The following is a 17357-nucleotide window of genomic DNA, read 5'->3' on the forward strand; positions in this document are numbered from 1 at the left end:
CTGATCGTCGCCTAGGTGCGCTCTTACCACACCTACTAGCTAATCAGACGCGAGCTCATCTTCAGGCAGCAAGCCTTTTACCTCTCGGCACATCCGGTATTAGCCACCGTTTCCAGTGGTTGTCCCCGACCTGAAGCTAGATTCTCACGCGTTACTCACCCGTCCGCCACTGTGTCCGAAAACACCGTTCGACTTGCATGTGTTAAGCATACCGCCAGCGTTCATCCTGAGCCAGGATCAAACTCTCCATTTTGTTCTTTTTCGAGTTTTTTTTCCGAAAACTTAATTCCGTTTTCAGAAATCCTGTTAAATTTTGGTTAGATTTTTGAGCTTTGCCCAAAAAAACCTGTTTGACGAGGATTGGTTTGATTTTAAGCTTTCAAAGTATTTCTTTTTCTCGGTTCGGTTACTTGGGCGTTTTTGCCTCGCCCTTAGCACTTATCTAAGGTAACAACTCTCTTGGTGATTCGTCAAGGGGTTATCACAACTTTTTTTGTTAGGCTTTTAAAAAAGCGATTCAAATATCGGAACCTAACATTACTCAGTTTGTCAGCTAGGGAGCTTGGGCGATCGCGATCATGATAATGGAGATGAGCTTTGGAAACAGTTAAGCAATGGGAATGAGTACAAACCACCAAAAAAGGTTCAGAATTGTGGTTTTAGCAAACATCCAAGTACAGATTCTCACGGCTGATGCATGAAATATATGTTTTTCGGATGGATTTGGTTGCGAGATGTTCCTCATACCATGACAACCAATCATTAGTAGATTATGTTAATAGCCAACGTCTGGTTAACCCGTTAGTTTGCTTGGGGGATGGTCATGATGGCGTGTGGAATCTAGTCCAAGAGTTTGGTAAAACAGAACATTTTGAGCGTTGAGAAATCTTGGATTGGTATCACCTCAAGGAAAATCTCTACAAAGTTGGTGGTTCGTTAAAGCGATTCAAAGCTGCTGAAACTCTTTTGTGGCAAGGTCACGTAGAAACAACTCAGGCTTTATTTCATAATTGTCGTAGCAAACAGGTGAACAACTTCATTACTTATCTAGAAAAACATCGCTCTCGCATTGTCAACTACGATTATTACCAAACTGAACAACTTTGTTCTATTGGATAGGAGTGCTGTTGAGTCTGCTATTAAACAGATTGGAGCCAGGATTAAAATTTCTGGCGCACAGTGGAATATTGAGAGTGTTAATCAAATTCTCTCTGTTCGTTGTGCTTATCTTAACGCTTTACTTGCTATTTAAGTCTTTCTGCCAAAACTGGATGCTCCCCAGAAAAGAAACCCAATACCCTGTTTTTATGATTCAATTGTCTTCTAAAGATTTGATCTTTATCAAACAGCGATTAACTCCTTATTTATTTTTGCTACCTGCCTTATTAATTTTGGGTTTAACTGTCTTTTGGCCTGGTTTGCAAGCATTTTACCTCAGCTTTACAAGCTATGAGGATATAGCCCAACCACCACAATGGATAGGTGTTGCTAATTTCTTCAAGCTTTGGCAAGATGCAGTTTTTTGGCAAACTTTATCTAATACATTCCTATATCTTGTAGGTGTAGTGCCAATTCTAGTCATTGCTCCTTTAGGGTTAGCAATCTTAGTCAATCAGAAACTACGGGGAATGAATTGGTTTAGGGCTGCTTATTATACGCCAGTGGTAATTTCAATGGTAGTCGCGGGAATCGCTTGGAAATGGCTGTATGCAGAAAATGGCTTACTGAATCAGTTTTTTAAAGCTGTAAATATTTTTCCTGAAGGAATTCCCTGGCTAACTAGCCCCAGTAAAATTTTGGGCATTGTGCCTATTTCTTTAGCAAGTGTTATGGCTGTTACTGTATGGAAAGGGTTAGGCTACTACATGGTAATTTATCTAGCAGGGTTGCAATCAATTCCTGCTGATGTATATGAAGCCGCAGCAATTGACGGTTCAGATGGTATCCGCAAACATTTGGATATTACTATTCCTTTAATGAAACCTTATCTAGTTTTAGTAGCAGTAATTTCAGCTATTTCTGCTACTAAAGTATTTGAAGAGGTGTACATTATGACCCAAGGAGGTCCACTTAATAGCTCAAAAACAATTGTTTACTATTTGTATGAGCAAGCATTTAGTAACTTGGAAATTAGTTATGCTTGCACAATTGGACTAGTGCTATTCTTAATAATTTTGGTGCTGTCAGTTGTGAGATTAGTTATTAATCAGCAAGGTAGTAACAATATCACAATATAAGGAAATGGGAGTAAGGATAATTTACCTGCTATCTCGACCATTTTCTCATTTGTAATTGCATTTAATTACAGAGTAGTACCTGCTTCAATAAATTATAGTGAAAACACTTTGAATAGCTTTGACTCGCCTTTTTTGATCTAATGCTATACAAGACCAACGCCAGCGTTCTGACATCAAAGGATAAGTCTGCAAGCGGCTTTGGTAATAAGTGTTCTGTGGGTTTGCACAAATACCAAACAAACCTCTATAAACACCTCTTTCGATATTTATGTTGCCTGCTGACAGTTCCCCTGAGGCATCACGAAAAGCCTCTACTCGTGCCCACAAAATCGCTTCGTGCCCTTCTAATCCCTGATTGAGTGCGGTGCGATAAGCAGTAGGAAAAGCATCACTGACTCTGGGAGATGCTTGATTCCATAAATCAGTTACATTTACAAATGCCTCTAAGTAGTGTTCAGGATTTAGTCCTACACGCTTCATTCTTTCGATAAGGCGAGGAATACGGCTTTGTATGCGTCTTAAACATCCAGTATCCGCATTTGCCAAATTACTACCCCCTCTTCCTTGATCAGAACACCAACCTCTATTTATCAAGCCATTACCCGGATCAATATTTTGAAAATAGTTCTGGGTTTTGCTACCATCAATCTGACAATTTCCTTCAGCTACACAAATAGCTAGTACTCCAACAGAAGAATTATTGGCAAATAGAGAGTCGAGTCTTCCAGAATACGATGAGCTAAGTCCTAAGATAGACTCTACACTACTAGAAACTAATTTAATGGTAGGTGTTCCAACTACAAGAGCACTAACAATAGTTAACAATAGGGTGCTGAATAAATCCCAAACAATCCCTAATGACTGACGATTCATTCTGACATTAATTACCTATCTGAACCACAAAACAAAGATGAATTTTTCCTTAATTACCTCCTTTATGAAGAAAAGTAAACAGTTATAAACACACTACTTATAAACAAAAAAATCTGCTTAAACAACAGTAGAAAAGTGCACTAAAATGTAAAATTTCTAAAAAAATTTCTCTTCTACGGAGTCTGCTGAAGCATCTACACTTTAAATTTTTATTCAGTAAGTAAAGAAAAAATAGTTACTTGAATAATCAGAATTTCTCGTATTCCTAAAGATGAGAGTAAATATGCCCGTTGTGCGTTGTATGTTGTAATTTTTATAATTATTTCCTACCGATTTGCATATGCTAATTTCAGGAGATATGGAATAAAAACATTGTATTTAGGCCAATTCTTCTCAGATTTGTCAAAATAGAATTTACCTGCAAAAGTACCTTTTGCAAGGAGTCTCATCCCTATTTCACTACAGAAAGGTAAAAGTATCATGCAGACAACTTTAGAAGTAGTTCAGGCTGCTGTTAGCGCTGACCAAAATGGCACGAAAACTATTGAACAAGCCATTTTAGAGGCTATGACCGAAGCGCGTACAACCTGCGATCGCAACGGCAAGGATTCTGCTAATTGTGCTGTAGCATGGGAAATTGTCGAAGAATTGCAAGCCGAAAAAGCTCATCAAAAGCAGGCAAAAAAACACAAAACCAATTTAGAAAGCTACTGTGAGCAACATCCCGAAGCAGTTGAGTGCTTGATATATGATGTCTAATTTTCTCTTAAATCAGCGATCGCTGATTTAGTGATGTGCTGAATTGCTTCTAAATCGGGCGATGGTGTTTCGCTATCCATTCTTAACCATAAAAGATATTCGATATTTCCAGCAGGCCCGGTAATTGGCGACCAGGTTAAACCTTGGTATTTCCAACCTAATGCTTGAGCCGCTTGCAATACATGGAAAATCGCATCTGCTTGGTCGTGTGGATCGCGCACCACGCCTTTTTTGCCCACACGGGATTTACCAACTTCAAACTGTGGCTTTACTAATAATACTGCTTCGCGGGGAGGTTGAGTTAGTTGCCACAATGCAGGCAAAATTTTAGTTAACGAAATAAACGATACATCTACGACTGCTAAATCAGGGATAGGATCGGTTTCCGCATACAACTGCTGTGGTTGTAGTTGTCGTAAGTTAGTGCGTTCGCGCAAAATCACCCGCAAATCATTGCGCAAGCGCCAGTCAACTTGTCCATAACCAACATCAATGCCGTAAACTTGTTTGGCTCCAGCTTGTAAGAGACAATCGCTAAAGCCACCTGTAGAAATCCCACCATCTATACAAATCCGCCCTTCCACAGGAATTGCAAAAATTTCTAAAGCTTTAGCAAGTTTCTCTCCGCCTCTAGAAACAAAGCGCGATCGCTCTTTAATCTGTATTTGAGATGTAATATCAACTTCTGTGCCAGGCTTGTCAACAACCTGCTGATTCACAGTCACTTCTCCCGCCTGGATGAGCCTTTGTGCTAAGGCGCGAGAAGAACATAAATTTCTTTCTACTAAGAGTGTATCGAGTCGTTGTTTAGCCAATTAACTTGCTTTTGCGGTGGCGTTACAGCTTAATGATTGTGAGCAACTTCTATTGTGCCGGATTTGAGGCGATCGCAGTTGCAATCACCGACTTTTGCAACAATCAGCACAGTGAGTATAAATGTAATTATAATTACAAAAGTTCACATATTAGGAACAGAACATGGCTAAAACAACTTCTTTTGCGATTCTTGCACCTGTTCCAGAGATACACTTGCTGTCTGCATTAGAAACAATAGACAAGTTGGAAAATGAATTAAGCGATGAAATCATCAAAATAGCTTTTGGTAGCATGGCTTTTGAGGTATTTCGCAAAGCAGATGAATTACGTGGAGATAAACAGGTACAAGTATTAATTTATGCTTCACAATCTATAGATCAACCTCTAAACTCAGAGGCTTCTTGGCAAGGCTTATACATTGGTCATGCAAATTCTCGTAATGGTAGATATCCAGGTAAATCTAAGTTTCGTCCGCCATCTACTGCAACTGACAAACCTACTTGGGCAGTTTTTTGGGAAGTGCAAGAGTTAAAACGGCTAAAATCTCCAATTGCAATAGCTTCTTTAAAGGCTTTAGGTAAAAAGTCTAATTTTGCCTCTCGCTTAATTCCTGAGGAACCGTTACTAATCGAATATTACTAATTTTTGTAACTGAATATGACTATGTAATACCGAGAAAAATTTGTAACTTAATCTTCAGTTAACTGCTTTCCGTACTTTCAAAAGTCATATTCAAAATTATTTTGATTTTTATAAGTTTTTCAGTAAAATTGCGCATTGACAAATAAAATTTATTTTAATCTTTTATCAACTTTTGTCTCGCGCTAGCTAAAGGTAAAGAAAAAATTAAAAATATTAAATTGTATTTGAAAATTTGTGTTTTTTGCACTTATATAGCTATTTAAAGAAAGCGATCGCTTTTTTTAACACTTTCTTTGAGCGATCGCTGTTGATATTTTTAAAGGATGGACATTGCCCGCCTCTAATATCTAGATATCGGTCTCGCTCAACTCACGAGTGATGTGATCAAATGGTTCTTCTACAAAGGCGGCATTAGCCACACCTGCTGCTGTCACTTGTTCCTTAACAAGTTCCTTCATAATCTGAACACCACGAACCGTTGGGCCAATGGGCACTCCTAAAGAATTGTATGTTTCTCGCAGCCCTTGCAGTACTCGCTCATCCAATACATTAGTGTTGCCAGCAACCAGCGCATAGGTAGCATAGCGCAAGTAGTAATCCATATCCCGCAGACAAGCTGCATAACGACGAGTCGTATAAGCATTTCCACCAGGGCGAATCAACTCAGGCAGTTCTTCAAATAATTGAGAACCAGCCTGCTTGACAATTGCAGCAGCATTGGAATTAATTGTTGCCGCAGCTTGGACTCGTGCGGTACCACTTTCAAAGTAGGATTTAAGGCTGTCGATCGCATTCCGGTCAAAATACCGTCCAGCTACGTCATAATTCTTAATTAAACTTGTTACTGCATCGCGCATTCTGGTTTCTCCCAATCATTACTATCTATGGTTTGATATTTATTTGGCTGCTTTCATGCACAGTCACTTTTTGTGCCAATTACAATATAGGTTTCGGCACAAAACAATCTATCCGCTACTTAAGGATTCTATGCCAAAGTTGCCCCCTCTGAGATGATATGTTTGAGTTTTGTACAGATGTTAGGGAAAGGTTAAATAACCTCTAAACTCGAAGATCTGTAACAAACACTACAAATTTCTTTAATCTCCTATCCTTAGGATATTCCAGGTGTGTCACAATTGGGTTCAGCTCAGCAGGGTCAGCAAGCTTTGAAGATTCTAGATTGAGTTTATTTAATTGGCAGAGAAGGAGTAACAATGACAACCCCACAAGAAGTCTTGAAATTGATTCAAGACCAAAAAATTCAGATGATTGATCTGAAATTCATCGATACACCAGGGACATGGCAGCACCTCACCGTGTACTACAATCAAATCGATGAAAGTTCATTCACTGATGGCGTACCTTTCGACGGTTCCAGTATTCGGGGTTGGAAAGGCATCGAAGAATCAGACATGACAATGGTTCTCGATCCAAACACTGCCTGGATCGATCCATTCATGAAAGAGCCAACACTAAGTATAATTTGTAGCATTAAAGAACCCCGCACAGGCGAATGGTATAACCGTTGCCCCCGCGTGATTGCCCAAAAAGCCGTAGACTACTTAGTTTCTACTGGCATTGGTGACACAGCCTTCTTAGGCCCAGAAGCTGAGTTTTTCATCTTTGATGATGCGCGTTTTGACCAAACCGCCAACGCAGGTTACTACTACGTAGACTCCGTAGAAGGTCGTTGGAATTCTGGTAAAGATGAAGGTCCTAACCTCGCTTACAAACCACGCTTTAAAGAAGGTTACTTCCCAGTTGCACCCACGGATACTTTCCAAGATATCCGTACAGAAATGCTGCTGACGATGGCAGCCTGCGGCGTACCCATTGAAAAGCAACACCACGAAGTTGCCACAGGTGGTCAGTGCGAACTGGGTTTCCGCTTTGGTAAGCTAGTCGAAGCTGCTGACTGGTTGATGACTTACAAATATGTCATCAAAAACGTTGCTAAGAAGTATGGCAAAACCGTCACCTTCATGCCCAAGCCATTGTTTGGTGATAACGGTTCTGGGATGCATACTCACCAGTCTATTTGGAAAGATGGCAAGCCTCTGTTTGCAGGCGATAAGTATGCTGGCTTGAGTCAAACAGCGCTGTATTACATTGGTGGTATCCTCAAACACGCACCAGCACTGTTGGCAATTACCAACCCCACAACTAACTCTTACAAGCGCTTAGTACCTGGTTACGAAGCACCAGTAAACTTGGCTTACTCCCAAGGTAACCGTTCGGCTTCTGTGCGCATTCCGCTGTCTGGCACTAACCCCAAAGCCAAGCGTTTAGAGTTCCGTTGCCCAGATGCTACCTCTAACCCTTACTTAGCATTTGCTGCCATGCTTTGTGCTGGTCTTGATGGGATCAAGAATCAAATCGATCCTGGCGAACCTTTAGATAGAAATATCTATGAACTCTCTCCAGAAGAATTGGCGAAGGTTCCTTCTACTCCAGGTTCTTTAGACCTGGCATTGGAAGCGCTGGAAAACGATCACGCGTTCTTAACAGACACTGGTGTATTTTCAGAAGACTTTATCCAAAATTGGATTGAGTACAAGCTAGTTAACGAAGTTAAGCAGCTACAACTACGTCCTCATCCCTACGAGTTTTACATGTATTACGATTGCTAATTGCAATAACTGGCACGAGAAAGCAGAAAGCAGAAGGAAAAAAGCTGATGAGATAAGTTTTTCTACCTTTTGCAACTGGATATTTCTTGCTGCTAATTTTTAAGCCACCCTAGAGGGTGGCTTTTTTTTAGAGTTAATCACGCTACGGATGCAAAATCCGCTTAAAAATCAAGGGGGCATTTATGAAGGCTGAGACACCTGAATTTGCCATTGATGGTCTATTGTCTCCTTCAATTGTGCTCAGAACACTTGCAACCTAACTCATCCCAGCATGGCTACTGCCATAAAGTGTCCGAGTAGCTTGGTCTATCTTGCCTTGAATGGGGTTCCAGTAGTGGGACATTTCTTCAGGAAGACCGAGTTCTTGTGCGCTACGCATCAGCATCGATTGTTGACGCTTCTTGACTTCTTGATATTGACGCGCCATGATTGCACGAGATTTTTCTTGAATAGACATAACTTAGTCCTTCCTAATTTTTTACTTATAGATAATTGATTAATTTCCTCTTTATTTAATATAGCAAACAATTCTGTAACCAATGTTACAAAATAGTCTTTTGTAATAAAAGTTAATATTAAGCTGAAAGTTTTCTAGGGAGAAAAGTCGAAAAAATTCATCACTAATCTGGCTAAAACTGCTATTGCACTTAAACATCTGGCTTTAGGGTGGTCTAACCGCAAGACTCACACCTGCCTCAAGGTCGATTGTTTATTCGTTACACTTATTTATATTTGAGTAGTAAAAGTCTCAGAAAGCTCAAAATCAGTGCGTGGAGTTCAAAATACCTTACAGGAAGCGAGTCTGTAGGTATCTACAAAATTCAAATTTTTAAATTCTGGGCTTTTACAGCATTGAGAATAGGATCTTTTGGCGGCGATCGCTAAATACAGACAACTCTCTACCTCTGGCAATTAGAGTATTTTTTTTAAACGACGCAGCGCGAGTGTAGTAGTTAAGGCTAAGTACGTTACCATCAGAAACAGATGAAAATAGAGTTTATAAAAGTTAATAAAGCTATGACAGTTATTTATCCACGGAAATTTCAGAATGCGATGAGTGCGAGGGATATCCTTCAAAGGGTAGTACGCGATCGCGAAATTCATCTAATTACCCTCAATCGTTATCGTTACAGCGAGCAACGCAGTTGCAAAGACCTGACTGAGGTAATTGAACAATTAAATGGACAGCCACGGGAATTAGTGCGGGATTTGTCGCATCATATTTCGGATGAAGCTCGTCATGCCATGTGGCTGACTGACTTGCTGATAGACTTGGGAGCTGATCTAGGAACTCCTCCTGGCTCTTCCTATATTGATGAATTTGATCGTCTTATAGACCGAGAGTCTTTTAATGCCAACAGCAACTTAGAGGACGGTATCATTGCGGCATTGGCAGCAATTAACATCACCGAAAAGCGGGGTTGTGAGTATTTTTCCGCCCACATCTACGCATTGAAAAAAGCTCCGCAAACTGAAGAAAATATTAAAATTCGGGAAACCATTGAAAAAATTCTGCCAGAGGAAGCCGGACACGTCCGCTGGGGTAATCGCTGGTTAGCGCAAATCGCAGATAAAAGTCCAGAACATCGGCAAAAAGTCGAGCAAGCCAAGCGCAAGTATGCCGCAATTGAACAAGCGGCGTTTGAGTCAGGCATGGATATTACTTTAGGTGCAGAACTGCGGCGAGTTGCCAACTTGGTAGAAGTTGCAAATACCATGCCCCTGTGGCAACGTCCCCAGTATTTGATGGAACGTTTACCGCAAACTTTGCTAGCACCTGAATTGCAGTTACTCAGGATTGAGGCAGCACAAAGGGCTTGGCAGCGAGATCCCCAAGCATTTATGGAGAAATTTGTGCCGATGTTCCTTAGTGGTATTCAGAAACGGGAGAAAACGGGGACTAGAGATTAGGGGCTAGGGGAACAGGGGACTAGGGAGAAATAACAAATGCCCAATCCCCCATCCCTTAATCCTGCTGATGAGCAAATTTATAACCACCCCAAAGAGCAAGAGCGATCGCGCTTACCAATAAAATCGGGATAACTCAGATAATGGTATAGGTTAGGGGTAATAGGTAAACTAAGACTTTGAGGGCGGTTGGCAATGGGCTGGAGTCAAAGAAGTGGCTCCTAAAAACGACATTAAGTAGCATTTTTGGAAATATCACTTTTTTGTAGTTATATCTTAAACATATATTAATTATTACTTTATATTTCTTCACATGTACTTAGCGATTCAAGAGTACCGTGTACTGAGTATTGAGTAACCTATAACTAAAGTTAGGGGATTGAAGTAGGAAGCATTATCTTGAAAAGTTCGGATGCCTGCGGCAAGCCCTACGGGTGACGCTCGTTCCCCGCTACGCTAACGCCAGTTCACGCCAGTCGCTTCAAGTCAGGAAACCCGCCCACGGCGCTGTCTCTCCAACGCGCTGGCTCCTTTATGCCGGGGAACCCATCCACCGGACTGGCTCACCGCTACGCGTCTACGACGGTTCGCCTTTAGGCGTTCCCGAAGGGTAGCCGCCGCTGCGACTTTTCGCTATTTCTCGTGCTTTGCATCTGGAAATAAAGACTTTTCCTTCTTCAATAGACTTCTGCCTTGAAAATAAAACTGTTGGTAGTGGCTAGGGAAATAAAACAGAGAATAGAATGCACTGGCGCAATGTTAAGTCCTCTGTTTGTCATGATTTCAAACAGAAGCAAAAAAGGTGTCATCAGACAATGGTACAAAGCAGTTTTTGTTTTAAGTTGGTGCAACAGATGTCTGTGCTTCGAGAGTTACCTTGTAACCAAGCTGTTCTAATCGAGAACGCATCCGCTTGAGCAGATGCTGTTTTTGAGGCTGATTGAGATGATTAACCCCCAAATCTTTATAGGGTTGACCTGTGGACAACATATGAAAGACAGCAGTCAAAATCCGGTGAGCCACAGCGACAATAGCTCTTTTCCTACCTCGTCGTGCCTTCAGACGTTGATAGACTACAGCCAAGTAGGTATGTTTGCATCTACTGGCGGCATTGGCAGCTTGAATCAAAGCACTGCGTAACCAACTGTTACCTTGTCCAGTTCTGCCAGAAAATTGTTTTCCTGCACTCTCATTGTTTCCTGGACAGACCCTTGCCCATCTAGCCAAGTGTACGGCAGAAGGAAAACGAGTCATGTCGATGCCAATCTCAGCCAGTAACAGTTCAGCAGTATTAAGTGCTACGCCGGGAATCGTATCCAGTAGGCTCACTGCTGCTTCCCAAGACAAAGGGCAATTAACCGATGAAATTTCTACGGCAGAGGATGGAGAATCAGAGGGCGTAGGCGGTTTTAAGTTGTTTTGAGTAGTGGTTTGGGCTTGGATATGTTCTGTAATCTGGGTATCAAAAATCGCTATTTGCTCTTTCAAAAAGTCTAAATGAATTAGATGTTGAGCAATTAAAAAGCGATGATGTTCCCTGACTCTTCCGATAAGTGCTTGCTCTAATTGTTGGCGTTTGTTCCTCAGAGAAGCTTTTGCCAATTCTGCTAGCACTTTTTCATTATCCTGCCCATCAACAATTGCCGTTAATATTTGCCGTGCAGAAACACCTGTGATATCTGTAACAACACAGGCGAGTTTGATGTTTGCCCACTCCAATGTTTTCTGCAAGCGGTTGACCACCGCAGCCCTTTCTTGCACCAAGTTGGTGCGTTGACGGGTTAAATCTCGCAAATCTCGCTGTGGCAAGGGTGGAATCAAACTACCTCTCTCGTAAACCATGACGTAACAGTTCTGCTATCCACTGTGCATCTAGTACATCAGTTTTGCGTCCTGGGACATTCTTCATGTGTTGGGCGTTGACAACCAAAACTTCAAAGCCTGATTCCAACAGGTTATATACAGTCGAACAGTATTCTCCTGTACTTTCCATTGCCAACTGTTGAATGCTTTTGCTATGCAGCCAGTCAGACAGTTCTAGCAGTCCTGCTGTTATCGTACTGAAACTACGGCTAACTATATTAACTTCACCCTTAATTAAGGGAGTCATGCAGCAGGCAACTACTGTTTTCTTGTGGACATCTAATCCCGCGCAGTGAGTGTAGGTGACTTCCATATTTCACCTCCATTGATTTTTTCACAGATGGCAAGATGTCCTTAAAAAAAGATTCTGCCTTGCGTGTTTCCCACTCTTGTGAGGGGTTTCACATTTCCTTGTGCCACCGGACATCTAGGTCTGTCTCTTGCTCAGGCTCGCAGCACCACTGTCATTCCGACCTTTGTACCTACTGCTTGAGCAAAATGTATCACATTTTCATTGTTCCTTGTGAGCGCAGCTCATGGAGTCTCTTGCAAAAATCCGAATAAGAATAAAAAAATCACAGATGTAGACACGAAGTGGCTTCCCGTAGGGTACACAGATAAACACAGATAAATATCTGTTTCCGATTGACTTCGTACACATCGAATTGATACGTGGTACTCTCTCCAAGGGTGGCTACTATCTTCGTAGCGTAGCTGTGGCAAGGAACGAACTTCACCTGAAGAGTGATTTAAGCTTGGCAGGACATTTTTCAACAGGACAGCCTTCTGCTTTCGGTTTAATTACCAGCTGAAATTTTGAGCTATCCAGAAGGATAAAAAATTCTCAGAATTATTGATATGCCTTGAAAAGATGATGCCAATAATCAAATGACCCAAGTAATAATATTGGCATTGCTAAATAATTGTTGAGATATACCTCAAGTTAGTATTCGTCAACTATCCCTTTGATAACAATATAATTGCTCCTACGGATTAACAAGATGATTGTTGATTACTTCAACTCTTCGTATATATAACTAAATAAAATATTGGAAATTATCTACAAACTTACGTTGAAATGCTGATTTGAGATACTTTAAAAAAAATAAACAGCCTATTAATCTTTACTGAAGACGAGATAAAGTTAGACCCAGTATACATCTATATAACGATAGAAACAATTTAGAAGAAACTTAATAGAGATGTATAATTAGCGCGTCTCCTCCTTCATACATAAAAAATAACGTTTAAGGCTGGCCGGATTTCTGTTTTCTGTACCCTGATAAGGAGCATATGTGGCAAAAAGAAAAAAAAGATAGTGCAATAGTCCGTCTGGCATTACTGCTTGCTATAGGAACTATGCCTATGGCAACAAGTCTCTTAGTGCCAACACATATACTGGCACAATCTGCAACTGATGCTCCCTCGTTTCCATTGCCAAAAACATTGGAAAATGGGACTACAGTGCGGATTGATGGTTCAAGTAGCTTGAGTGCGATCAACCAAAACCTAAAACAAAGTTTTGAGAAACAGTTTTCTGGTACGAAAGTTGAAGTTGCAGCTAACGGCACTGATGCCGCACTGAAAGCTTTGCTAGAGGGGAAAATAGATATAGCAGCACTCGGCCGTGGCTTGACCCCACAAGAACAAGCACAAGGTCTAGAGCAAGTGCGCTTGCATCGAGAAAAAATTGCCATCATTGTGGGTGCTGACAATCCTTTCCAAGGAAGCTTGACTACTAGGCAATTCGCCCGAATTTTCCGAGGACAAATTACAGATTGGTCGCAATTGGGAGGAACTAAAGGTAAAATTCGAGTCATCGATCGCCCGACAACCAGCGACACTCGCAATACTTTCCGGAATTATCCAGCATTCAAGTCTGCTAAATTTACTACAGGCTCTACAGCAACTCAAGTGGCTGATGATAATACCGCAGAAATCGTCAAACAACTGGGTAAGGATGGGATTAGCTACGCCTTAGCTAATCAGGTATCGCAACTACCTGGTGTGCGAGTTCTCCAAGTACATCAAACCTCACCCACAGATGCCAAATATCCCTTCTCGCAACCTTTAGTTTACGTCTACAAGAAAAATCCCAGTACTGGTATAGCTGGTTTTCTTGGTTATGCGATCGCACCACCAGGACAGCAAGCCGTAGAAGCAGCGAGATCAGCCGAAGCAGCTGCGATCGCTCAAGGTGGATTGCAAGCATTGCCCACAACTGCTACCACTTCCCCCACACCTGAGGCAACAACTGCTGCTACTACCGCCCCTACGGCTGAGGCTATAACTACAACTACAGATCCTAATGCAACTACTGCCCCTAACGAGTCATTAGCAAATTCTGCTGCTAATAACAATGCAATTGTGCAAAGGGAAGCACCATTTTGGTTGCTATTGCCTTTGTTGGTTATAGCTGTCTTAGGTGGATTGTCTTATTGGTGGTTTCTGAAAAGACGCCCACAGGCAGTTGATGCAGCAGATAGAGACTCAGCCTCGCAAGAGCCTACTCTATCACCAGCAACACCAGATCTAGCTACTGGTGCAGGCGCAGCCATATCATCTGGCTTTTCTGACACAGGATTAACTGATGAGACAAGAAATAACGGCGAAGCTGCATGGGAAACAGAAGCACCTGCGACAGTTGTAAATACTTCTTATCCACACTTGCCGGAAGTGTCTACAGTTACATCTAATAGTGAATTACCCAAGGCTGAAGTACCACCTACAAATTTGGATAATTCAGACGTGCCTATAGTTGCATCGGATACCCACAATTGGAACGAAGAACAACCCCAGGCAGAATATAACATTCCAGAAAATATTGCCTCAACTAGCAATGCAGCCTTAGCAGGTGGTGCGGGACTAGCAGCTGGGGCCGCTACCTGGTCTGCTGTTACTGGTGCAGGGTCAAATTCTGAAGATAGTGGAAATCCAATAGGAAATAGCAATTATTCTATATGGGATTCATCAGAGTCTGAACTGCCAATCATTGAAACAGCAGCAACAATCCCTGATTTACCAGATGTTCCTGAACAAACAGCGGATGTAGAATTGCCAATCATTGAAACAGCAGCGACAATTCCCGATTTGCCAGATGTTCCTGAATCAACAGCAGATGTAGAATTGCCAATCATTGAAACAGCAGCGACAATCCCTGATTTACCAGATGTTCCTGAACAAACAGCGGATGTGGAATTGCCAATCATTGAGACAGCAGCGACAATCCCTGATTTGCCAGATGTTCCTGAATCAACAGCAGATGTAGAACTGCCAATCATTGAGACAGCAGCGACAATCCCCGATTTACCAGATGTTCCTGAACAAACAGCGGATGTAGAATTGCCAATTATTGAAACAGCAGCGACAATCCCTGATTTGCCAGATGTTCCTGAATCAACAGCGGATGTGGAATTGCCAATTATTGAAACAGCAGCAACACTTCCCGATTTGCCAGATGTTCCTGATATAGCATTGGATGCAGTGGCAGACGAAGCTGAATCAACTGCGGACGGAACAGAAGAAGATATTATCGAAATAGTCTCTAATTTACCAGAACAGACAGCTGAAGAAGCATCAAACTTGCCAGAAGATCCTTCTGTAACTAACTTAGGGGCATTAGCTGGTGCTGCATCTGTAACAGCAAGCGCAGGATTTGACGCTTGGGCTAAGATTTATGGCATTCACGAAGATTCGGGATCAAGCAGTAACACAAATAATGCATCAGTAGAAGAAGCGCAAACCACTGCTTCAACAAATGCCAATGTCGAGGATAGTGTGAGTATCAGACCCCATACGCCCAAGTGGGCTTATGTATCGTGGCAGATTTCTAACACTCAAAAGCAAGTATTGCAAAATTCAAGTTCCCAGTTGACGCTGCGACTGTACGATGTCACCGATATCGACCTGAGTTATCAGAGTCCGCATCTGGTGCAGCAGTACGCATGTGACGAAATAGCACACGATCGCTTTATTGCGATCCCCGAAAGCGATCGCAATTACATCGCAGAAATTGGCTATATTGCAGATGGTGATCGCTGGATCAAAATAGCCAGATCCGGGATTGTGCGTGTGTTTAGCAATCCCTACATCCCAGGTGAAGAAACTGCTGATGAATCAGAAGCCAATGTCGAGGACAGCATTAGCTTTACACCTCAGACTTCAGAATCAGCTGATGTTTCATGGCAGATTTCCGATGTTAACAAGCAAGCATTGGAGCAAACAGGTTGTCAATTGGCACTGCGGCTATACGATGTTACTGATCTCGACCTAAGTTACCAAACTCCTCAGTTTATCCAGCAGTATGAATTTGACCCAGCAACAGAAAATAGTTTAGTCGCGATCCCCGCCAGCGATCGCGACTACATCGCAGAAATTGGTTATGCTACAGATAGTGAGCATTGGGTATCAATAGCTCGTTCCGAGATTGTGCGCGTCTTTAGCCATCCTTATATAGAAGACAAAGATGATGCTAACTTACTAGATGCAAATAATACCCATATTGAAAGCAGCATTACTCTCACACCTCGTACAGCCAAATGGGCTTATGTCAGTTGGTACATTTCTGACACTGAAAAGCAGGTATTGCAGAATTCCCACATTTCCCAACTGGCAATCCGACTGTACGATGTTACCGATCTCGATTTGAGCTATCAAAATCCCCAGCTTGTGCAGCAGTACGAATGTGAGGAATTATCACAGGATCGCTTTGTGGCGATCCCCACCAGCGATCGCGACTACATTGTAGAAATTGGCTATGCTACAGATAGCGATCGCTGGGTGTCAATAGCCCGTTCAACCACTGTTCGCGTCTTCAGCCGTCCCTACCCAGATTTTTGGTTTGTAGCTGATGCTGAACTCATTATCCACGGGGCAACAGAGCCAGATGCAACTGTAAATATTGCTGGTCATGCCATTAAACTGAAGCCGGATGGTACTTTCCATTTGCGTATCCCTTTCTCAGATAGCTTAATCGACTATCTGATGACAGCAACTTCTGCTGATGGACACAAGTCTAGTACCATTCATAAAAAGTTCTCCCAGGATAGTTGGGAAGGCTAAAACAGCGATTCAGTCATAGACTTAGCTTGAAAATCAGACAGGAAGCAGAAGGAAGGAAAAGTTTTCATCTTTTATTGTGCTCGCGTAGCGTGCACTTTGCGCTCACTTTACTTCCTGGTGCCTCTTGCATAAGTCGATAAATAGCACAATATAATTAATAGAGAAGAAAGAAGAATTAACTTCTTTCTTCTCTTTTTTTGATACATTGATGTTCCTTAAAATTACAGCTATTTTCAGCTAATACCAATTTGAAAAAAGAATGCGACAGATTGTAGGGGCACGTCACTGCCGTGACTTCTAGAATATTTATTGATGTGTCGCAAACATTATTTGATTTGGTATAACTAGACCCACACTCTAGGAGCAATAACAATTTTATGCCTTGACGACAGATGTGATTCACATCAATGAAAAAGACTTTAAGTACAAGTTTATCTGTATTTATCTGGAGTTTAATTCTAATTTTGGTATACACAAATCACCTGTTCAATATACAAAAATCTTTTCAAGTAAGCTTCGTTAAATATGGATGTACAATACAAATAAATGCCCATAGACCACACAAGCG

Annotated in this window: 12 protein-coding genes, 1 rRNA gene and 1 pseudogene; 7 read left to right on the forward strand and 7 right to left on the reverse strand. The window is 41.7% G+C overall.

Translation table 11 applies throughout. The features are described 5' to 3' along the window. A 16S ribosomal RNA gene (locus BV375_RS16300) occupies positions 1-253 on the reverse strand; the annotation flags it as partial. 497 nt (positions 254-750) lie between these two features. On the opposite strand from BV375_RS16300, the pseudogene BV375_RS16305 reads away from it, so the two are divergent. Together BV375_RS16305 and BV375_RS16310 are read left to right on the forward strand one after the other, a co-directional pair. Further along, positions 751-1252, forward strand: a pseudogene (locus tag BV375_RS16305) (ISKra4 family transposase); the annotation flags it as partial. Between the two features lie 55 nt (positions 1253-1307). Beyond that, on the forward strand, positions 1308-2237 hold the full coding sequence (locus BV375_RS16310; protein WP_086762567.1) for a sugar ABC transporter permease: 930 nt from the start codon (positions 1308-1310) through the stop codon (positions 2235-2237). Between the two features lie 84 nt (positions 2238-2321). On the opposite strand, the gene BV375_RS16315 is transcribed toward BV375_RS16310, so the two are convergent. Then, a complete protein-coding gene (locus BV375_RS16315; protein ID WP_086762244.1) occupies positions 2322-3110 on the reverse strand; it encodes a hypothetical protein in 789 nt (262 codons plus the stop codon). A gap of 480 nt (positions 3111-3590) precedes the next feature. Here BV375_RS16315 and BV375_RS16320 point away from each other — a divergent pair, with 480 nt between their 5' ends. Further along, positions 3591-3869: a Calvin cycle protein CP12 gene (locus BV375_RS16320; RefSeq protein ID WP_086762246.1), complete on the forward strand. Its 279-nt coding sequence runs from the start codon at positions 3591-3593 to the stop codon at positions 3867-3869. Here BV375_RS16320 and BV375_RS16325 read toward each other — a convergent pair. Then, entirely contained in the window at positions 3866-4684 is an 819-nt protein-coding gene (locus BV375_RS16325) for a TlyA family RNA methyltransferase (protein WP_086762248.1), read from the reverse strand. The two genes, BV375_RS16320 and BV375_RS16325, sit on opposite strands and share 4 nt — an antisense overlap. A gap of 163 nt (positions 4685-4847) precedes the next feature. Between BV375_RS16325 and BV375_RS16330 the strand changes: the two genes are divergently transcribed. Beyond that, on the forward strand, positions 4848-5327 hold the full coding sequence (locus BV375_RS16330) for a hypothetical protein (protein ID WP_086762250.1): 480 nt from the start codon (positions 4848-4850) through the stop codon (positions 5325-5327). A 347-nt stretch (positions 5328-5674) separates the two neighbouring features. Here BV375_RS16330 and apcB read toward each other — a convergent pair whose 3' ends face one another. Continuing rightward, the gene (apcB, locus tag BV375_RS16335) at positions 5675-6184 is read right to left on the reverse strand and encodes an allophycocyanin subunit beta (RefSeq protein WP_086762252.1); all 510 of its coding nucleotides are present in this window, start codon (positions 6182-6184) and stop codon (positions 5675-5677) included. Between the two features lie 357 nt (positions 6185-6541). On the opposite strand from apcB, the gene glnA reads away from it, so the two are divergent. Beyond that, positions 6542-7957 (forward strand): type I glutamate--ammonia ligase, encoded by a 1416-nt coding sequence (gene glnA, locus BV375_RS16340; RefSeq protein WP_086762254.1) that lies wholly within the window; start codon positions 6542-6544, stop codon positions 7955-7957. A 256-nt stretch (positions 7958-8213) separates the two neighbouring features. Here the strand turns inward: glnA and BV375_RS16345 are convergent, their stop codons facing one another. After that, positions 8214-8414 carry a hypothetical protein gene (locus BV375_RS16345; RefSeq protein ID WP_086762256.1) on the reverse strand — a complete coding sequence of 67 codons (201 nt, stop codon included), beginning with the start codon at positions 8412-8414 and terminating at the stop codon, positions 8214-8216. A gap of 560 nt (positions 8415-8974) precedes the next feature. Between BV375_RS16345 and BV375_RS16350 the strand changes: the two genes are divergently transcribed. Next, positions 8975-9868 (forward strand): ferritin-like domain-containing protein, encoded by an 894-nt coding sequence (locus BV375_RS16350; RefSeq protein WP_086762569.1) that lies wholly within the window; start codon positions 8975-8977, stop codon positions 9866-9868. A gap of 834 nt (positions 9869-10702) precedes the next feature. Here BV375_RS16350 and BV375_RS16360 read toward each other — a convergent pair. Together BV375_RS16360 and BV375_RS37660 are read right to left on the reverse strand one after the other, a co-directional pair. After that, positions 10703-11707, reverse strand: coding sequence for an IS110 family transposase (locus tag BV375_RS16360; protein ID WP_208099136.1), 1005 nt, complete (start codon positions 11705-11707; stop codon positions 10703-10705). Continuing rightward, positions 11688-12041, reverse strand: a complete 354-nt coding sequence (locus BV375_RS37660) for a transposase (protein ID WP_208099137.1) — start codon at positions 12039-12041, stop codon at positions 11688-11690. The genes BV375_RS16360 and BV375_RS37660 overlap by 20 nt, the downstream gene beginning before the upstream one ends. Positions 12042-13093: 1052 nt before the next feature. Here BV375_RS37660 and BV375_RS16365 point away from each other — a divergent pair. After that, positions 13094-16789, forward strand: a complete 3696-nt coding sequence (locus BV375_RS16365) for a DUF4912 domain-containing protein (protein WP_166507458.1) — start codon at positions 13094-13096, stop codon at positions 16787-16789. Positions 16790-17357 lie beyond the last annotated feature (568 nt).

The organism is Nostoc sp. 106C (genome assembly GCF_002154725.1).
Taxonomy (GTDB): Bacteria; Cyanobacteriota; Cyanobacteriia; order Cyanobacteriales; family Nostocaceae; genus Aulosira.

Coding starts and splice junctions, on each gene's coding strand:
- BV375_RS16310 (WP_086762567.1), top strand. CDS start 1,308: ATGATTCAATTGTCTTCTAAAGATTTGATCTTTATCAAACAGCGATTA.
- BV375_RS16315 (WP_086762244.1), bottom strand. CDS start 3,110: ATGAATCGTCAGTCATTAGGGATTGTTTGGGATTTATTCAGCACCCTA.
- BV375_RS16320 (WP_086762246.1), top strand. CDS start 3,591: ATGCAGACAACTTTAGAAGTAGTTCAGGCTGCTGTTAGCGCTGACCAA.
- BV375_RS16330 (WP_086762250.1), top strand. CDS start 4,848: ATGGCTAAAACAACTTCTTTTGCGATTCTTGCACCTGTTCCAGAGATA.
- apcB (WP_086762252.1), bottom strand. CDS start 6,184: ATGCGCGATGCAGTAACAAGTTTAATTAAGAATTATGACGTAGCTGGA.
- glnA (WP_086762254.1), top strand. CDS start 6,542: ATGACAACCCCACAAGAAGTCTTGAAATTGATTCAAGACCAAAAAATT.
- BV375_RS16345 (WP_086762256.1), bottom strand. CDS start 8,414: ATGTCTATTCAAGAAAAATCTCGTGCAATCATGGCGCGTCAATATCAA.
- BV375_RS16350 (WP_086762569.1), top strand. CDS start 8,975: ATGACAGTTATTTATCCACGGAAATTTCAGAATGCGATGAGTGCGAGG.
- BV375_RS16360 (WP_208099136.1), bottom strand. CDS start 11,707: ATGGTTTACGAGAGAGGTAGTTTGATTCCACCCTTGCCACAGCGAGAT.
- BV375_RS37660 (WP_208099137.1), bottom strand. CDS start 12,041: ATGGAAGTCACCTACACTCACTGCGCGGGATTAGATGTCCACAAGAAA.
- BV375_RS16365 (WP_166507458.1), top strand. CDS start 13,094: ATGGCAACAAGTCTCTTAGTGCCAACACATATACTGGCACAATCTGCA.